Origin of the sequence: Rhodococcus sp. P14, assembly GCF_000256505.1 — a bacterium.
Taxonomy (GTDB): domain Bacteria; phylum Actinomycetota; class Actinomycetes; order Mycobacteriales; family Mycobacteriaceae; genus Rhodococcus; species Rhodococcus ruber.
This window is the reverse complement of the sequence record NZ_AJFC01000028.1, coordinates 1-6124: the sequence shown is the minus strand read 5'-3', so window position 1 is coordinate 6124 and position 6124 is coordinate 1. Positions and strand designations below refer to the sequence as shown.

Sequence of the window (6124 nt, the reverse complement as noted above, 5' to 3'; positions counted from 1 at the left end):
CGGGAGCCGCCCCGCCTCGTCGAACAGGTTCCGATGGTGGGCACGGATCGGTACCGGCACCTCCGGCGCGGCCGCAAGCACGTTGTAGTACTGCCGCACCAGGTTCGGGCCCGTGAGCTCGGCTGATTCCTCCGTGCCGGGCTCCGGGCCGATGTGCAACTCCTTCAACGGATCACCGCCTGCTTCGTAGAGCGTCGCGATGTACTCACCGCCGGGGAACTTCTCCAGGCCGAACGCGCCGAGGGCAAGGACTGCGTCGTAGGCGGCGGACTTGCGGTCGTAGATCGCCTGCTGCCGCTCGGTCTCGTCGTGGAAATCGTCCTGGGTCGACAGCATCAGCCCCCGGTCGGTCAGCCCCAGGATGCGACCGGCCGTCGAGAGCTCCGCCGTCGTGCCCGAGGTGTACGGGTCCTGCGCGTACCGGGTCTCGGCCGCCACAACGGACGCGAATGCACTGCCGGTGAAATGCGTGCCGGCCTCGGGATCGGTGTTCATCGCGGCGAAGACGTTCGCCGAGCCGCGATAGCTGCTGTTGTCCTTCGGATCCGCCCAGTCGCCGACGTCGAATCCGGGCCGATCCGCCTGTGGGGATCCCGCCAGGTCGGGAATGTAGGGGCTCAGGCCGTGCGAAACCGTCCGCAGCAGATCAGGATTCAGCTGACCCACCGACTGCCCGTCGGTTTCCGGGATGGCGGACAACGTCTTCCACGCCTCTCCGGAACTCATCGCGCCCGCGACGGCGGCCATGATCGCGCCGTGACGGGTCGCTGCGGCGACGTCGGCGGTGTTGTGAGGATCGTCGACCACTCCGTCCTTCACGTCGGCGCGGAACAGCGACGACACCGCCGCACCGTCGTCCGACCAGTCGTGCACCAGTACGTTCCGCACGAAATCGGTGCCGTGCTCAGGGTCGGTGACGGCCTGTTCGACCGCGATGCGGTCGTCCGCCACCGCGGTGAGGATTCCGGCCGTCAACGCACCGTCGCCCGTGCCGCGTCCGTCGACGGTGAAGAACTCGAAACTGCGGTTGGGGTCCTGCGCGAACGCGACCTGGGCGTCGAGATATCGGCGACCGACATCCAGGAGATCCCGGTCGAGCGTGCTGCCGGACCGGTACACCGCATCGCCCTCGGCCACGGTCCCGGCGAGGGCCTGGTTGTCGGCGACGCCGTTCAGTTCGGTGCTCGTGTAGGTCGTGCCGCCGATCGTCCGGAAGCCGTGAACAACCAGATCGTCGCGGTCGAGTGCCGCCCGGATCCCGTCCGGTAGCAGGTCCGCCCCGCCACGCGGGGCGATGTCACCGTCGGCGACGGCGACGGCGACGTTCTCGGTGGAGACGATCTGCAGCGCGTTGGCCAGCGCGCTGCGAGCCCCGGCCGGCAGTCCGGCCATGAGGTCGGCGATCTCCCGGGGCGTCCTGCCGTCCAGGGACCGGCTGAGGGCCACCAGGTACTCCATGTGCGACGACGGGATGGTCGCCGCTGCGCCCGCGCGCAGGGCGTCGACCTGTTCCGGTGTCAGCGCACCGGCTTCGAGTAGGCGCCGCAGCGCCTCCGGCGTCACCGATCCGTCGACCAGCCGCGCGCCGTCCGCGTGCCCCTGGTCCGTGCCGAGCGCAGCCACCGAGGTGAAGTCGGCTCGCAGCAGGGCCCGCGCGGCGCTCAGTTCCTGCTGCAGCGCCCGGTCGGCGTTCTCGACGGTCGACACCGCCTCGGCCAGGTACGCCTGCAGGCCGGCTCGGGCCGCTTCCCGGTCCGGGTCCGGCGCCGGATCGCGCACCGTCAGGTCCTCGCCGACGACGAACCCTTGGGCCTCGGCGTCGAGGATCGTCGCCCGGGCGCGCTGGAGTGGCGCGTCGACCTCGTGAAATCCCTGTTCGAGCCGACGAGCGAGCGTGTCGAGCCGATCGACCAGGGCGACGACGGTCCGTCTGTCGGCCGCGGCGCGTTCCTGCGCGGCCTCCGCGGTACGTCCCTCCCAGTACGTGCCGCCGACGTCGGTGACGGCGGCGACGTATCGATCGAACAGCTCCTCGATCCGGCCTCCGGCGTCGCGCCACGCGCGACCGATGTCGTCGAGTTGTCTCGGATTCCATTCCCGAACCTGCCCCTTGGTCAGGGTCATGCCGGATCCTCGTCGACGCGCCAGTCGCCGGTGGCCGAGAGATAGGCCGAGACCAGTCGCGTCGCCGACGTGTCGTCCTGGTCGCGGTACTCGCGCGCGGTGGCGCGCATGACGTCACCGGTCTCGCCGAGACGCTCCGCGAGCGCGGGAATCAGGGCACTGTCGACGATTTCCTGCGAGAGGCGAGCCGCCTCCAGTACCGACGGCATGAGCGCGTCCAGGGCCGGCGCATACGGTCCCGCCGCCGGACCCACGCGCAGCCGCGACGCCTCCGCGGCCAGGCCGTGCAGTCGTCCGCTCAACTCCTCGAGACGCGCCACATCGGCGCGCAGTTCCCCCACCATTCGTCCCCCCTACGAATCGACGCGGGGACTCTAACACCGGCGTGCGACAGGCTCGACGTCCGCGGCTACAGTGCCGCGAGATGCGCGACGACGTACGGCCACGGGATCCGCTCCTGCTCGAGCCGAAGCCCTTCGGTGCGCACCGCGTCGAGGGCGTTGCGTTCCGGCCCGGTCAGGTGCGCGGGCACGTGCGGAGCGGGGGACGCCTCGGGCACGGCGAGGTCACGCCACCGCTCGACAGTGCCGCCATCCATGAGCAGGCTGCGCACGTGCGGGAGGTGGCCGCGGAGCCGGTCGAGGATCGCGAAGCCGTGCGTGTCCAGGTCGCCCCAGTACACGACGTCGGAGGCGGCGAGCCACGGCACGTCCGCCAGTTCGTGCACCGCGTAGCCCCCGCCGTGCACGGCCACCGTCGCCGGCAGGTCCGGCAGCGCGTGCAGGCCCTCCTTGTTCTCGAGGATCAGGGTGCGGGCCGGTGTCACCGGCAGTGCCGCCAGCTCGTCGAGCGACGTCGCGAAAACCCGCGGCGCCGCGGGCAGCAGCGTCCGGTCGCACACGGCCACCTCGCACATCCGCGGCAGCGACCGCACTCCCAGGTCGCGGTCGCCGCGCACTCCCTCGAGCAGCGTCTCGACCAGACCGCGGTGCCGCGACACCCATTTGGTGTCGACGCCGGGCACCGGCAGCTGACGGATGAACAGCCCCGACGACGGATGCTCGGCCAGCCAGCGCACAGCCGCGACGAGCCGGGAGAAGTCCGGCTCGTCCAGCTCGAGCCAGCGGGCATGCGTGGCGGCGATCGCGGTCGCGAGCGTCGCGGTGCCGGGGCCGAGTCCGTCGAGCAGTCGCGCCCGCCGTTCGGTGAGGGTGCACCACTCGGGTGCGCGTGCGGCCGCGGCGGCGATCGCGGTCGCGCCCGAAAGCATCAGGCGCACCGGCACTTCCTGCGTGCCGAAGCTCGGCCAGCGCCGCGTCTCCCACTCGACCCGGCCGGCGCCCCGGTAGCCGTGCCAGGCCCGCACCCACGCCACGACGGCGTCGGGATCCTGCGCGACCCGCCGCTCGGACGGCGGATGCAGCGCGATCGACAGCGAATCCGACTCGGCCGCAGCGGGATCGGTGATCCATCGAGCGCGGCGGCTGCGGTAGGCGGCCTGGGCCTTACCGGCGACCGCGGACGGCGGCACGCACAGTGCGCTCACGTGCCGTCCTCGCGGATCGGCAACAGGGCGATCTGCGAGTAGCGCTTGTCGCGGATGCTCACCGCCGCCACGCCGTCGATGTAGTCGTCGAGGGTCTGCAGCAGCTTGAGCGGGGTGGCGAGCACCATGTGGAACCCGAACTGGGTGAACACGTCCAGTGCCCGCCGCGTGTACGCGGGGTCGGCGCGGTCGAACGCCTCGTCGAGGATCACGGTGCCGTAGCGCGGCAACTCCTCGCCGGCGGCGGCCAGCTGATAGCGCAGCGCGGCCGCGAGGCAGAAGAACACCAGCTTCTGCGCCTGCCCACCCGACAGGCCGGAGCTCGAGTCGTGATAGTTGGCGTCGTTGCCCTCCGGGTCGACCTCCACCCCGATGAATCCGACGTGCAGGCGGGTGTCGAGCACGAGGCGCTTCCACCGCAGGTCGGCGGGTTCGCCGGAGTCGAGCCGTTCGAGCACCGCCGCCATCTGTTCGAACCGTCGCTCCGCTGCGGCCCGGTCCTCCTCCTTCCACGCGCCGCTCGTGATCTGCAGCAGTTCCGCGAGGAACTCCGACGCGGCGGGGGAGCGCCGGTCCTTGACGTCGATGCGCAGGATCCGGTCGGTGTCGAACGGCGAGCGGCGCAGCGATTCGTTCACCGGCTCGATGCGGGAGCGGATCTCGCCCGGCGCCTTGCGGATCGCGCGGGCCAGCTCCCCGATGTTGCGGTGCGACTGCTCGCGCAGCAGCCGGAAGAACTCGTCCTCGTAGGCGGGCAGGCCGTCGCTGCGCAGCCGGGCGAGCACGGCGAGGGCGTCGTCGACGTACTCGGCCTCGGAGCGCATCTCGGCGCGCCGCGCCTCCCACTCGGCGAGGTAGCCGGTGAGGATGGCGGTGATGCGGCGCTCGGCGTCCGCGGTGGCGCGTTGCGCGGACCGCATCTCTTCGTTGATCGCGCGACCCACCGTGCTCAGGGCCCGGTCGATGTTGTCGACGGTGACGCGGCGGACCGCTGCGGCGAACCGGGCCCGGATGCGCGCGGCGATCGGGTCGGGCACCGCGGTGCCGGCGTGGGCCCGCGCCTCGTCGAGTCGCGCCTGCACCCGGGTCAGCTCGTCCCGGTGCTGTTCGAGCTTGGCCAGCGCCGCGGTGTGCGCCTGCCGGGCGGCGCGTTCCTCGCTCTCGGCGCGAGCCAGATCCGCGGTGAGCGTGGCGTATTCGGTGTTGCCCTGCATCCACTCGCGCAGCCGCTCCTCGATCGCGTCCACCGCGCTGCCCGCCGCCGCGACGTCGACGTCGGCCCACGCGGACTCACGGATCACCGCGGCGGCCTGCCGGCGCTGCTGGATCGCGGACTCGGCACGCTCGAGCGCCTCCTGCCGCCGTTGCAGCGCGTCGACGTCGGTCTCGGCGTCGCCGATGCGCCGGCGCAGGTCGGCGAGCTTGGCCTCGTTGTCGAAGCCGAGGACCCAGCGGCTGCGGTCGTCGATGCGCCGCCGGTCGTCCTTCTCGTGCCGGTCGCCGCCGTGCTTGACCTGCCCGGCCCGGGTCACGCCCCGCGGGACGCGGCGCAGGTCGTCGGCGGTGTCGACGCACGCGTAGTCGAAGCGGTCCGCCAGCTGGTGCTGCAGCCACGCGGCGAGCGGGCCGGGGCGCACCTCGAGCTTGCGGACGAGCGAGCCGTCGGCGGTGGTGGGTGCGTCCGGCGCGCCGACGCCCGTGCGGACCCGCCGGTACACGAGGCGGGCACCGAGATGGTGTGCGTCGACGGCGGCGGCCACCCGCGGATACAGCTCGTCGGGCACCAGCAGGGTGCGGCTGAATCCGCCCAGGACGCGCTCGATCGGACCCGTCCACTCGGCGTGCTCGGCGCGCACCGCGATCAGCTCGCCCGCGAAGTGCAGGGCGTCCTCACCGAGTCCGGCCGCCGAGCACACCAGTTCCCGGGCGCGCAGCAGGTCGGGATCGAGGTTGGAGCGGCGCCGGGCCAGGACCTCCCGGTCGGCGATCAGCGCGCGGATCGTCTTCCGGCGTTCGGCGAGCACACCGGCCACCTCGTACAGTTCGGCCCTGCGCGTGTCGGCGGTCGTGTCGAGCTCGCGCAGTTCCCGCTCGAGCTGGGCCTGCAGATGCGCGAAGTCGTCCGCGGTGCCCGGCGGCTCCGCCTCCCAGTGCGCGAGGGCGACGTCGAACCGTCTGCGTTGCTGGGTGATTCGTTCGAGTGCGGTCTCGGCGGTCTCCTTGTGCACGCGGAGGGTCGCGAGCCGGCCGTCGCCGGCGCTCTCGGCGCGCACCCGCAGATCGAGGGTGCGTTCGCCGGCGCGGTCGGCCTCGTCGGCGGTCTTGTCCGCGGCGGCCTGCAGCAGACCCGTCTGCGCCCGCGTCTCGTCGAGCCGGTCGCTGAGCAGGTCCACCGTCATCCGGGCGTGCACCGCGTCGAGGTGATCGGTCTCGTCCTGCAGGTCGTGCTGAGCC

General features: G+C 72.3%; 4 protein-coding genes. All 4 read right to left on the bottom strand.

Features of this window, described 5'->3' with window-relative positions:
* The coding region (locus OEY_RS27925; protein WP_010592291.1) for a TPR repeat region-containing protein at nucleotides 1–2124 on the bottom strand (2124 nt) is incomplete at its 3' end.
* On the bottom strand, nucleotides 2121–2468 hold the full coding sequence (locus OEY_RS0102085; protein ID WP_010592290.1) for a hypothetical protein: 348 nt from the start codon (nucleotides 2466–2468) through the stop codon (nucleotides 2121–2123). The genes OEY_RS0102085 and OEY_RS27925, both read right to left, overlap by 4 nt.
* A gap of 65 nt (nucleotides 2469–2533) precedes the next feature.
* Nucleotides 2534–3670, bottom strand: coding sequence for a DUF3322 domain-containing protein (locus tag OEY_RS0102080; protein ID WP_010592289.1), 1137 nt, complete (start codon nucleotides 3668–3670; stop codon nucleotides 2534–2536).
* On the bottom strand, nucleotides 3667–6124 hold a 2458-nt coding region (locus OEY_RS0102075), incomplete at its 5' end, for an ATP-binding protein (RefSeq protein WP_010592288.1). The genes OEY_RS0102075 and OEY_RS0102080, both read right to left, overlap by 4 nt.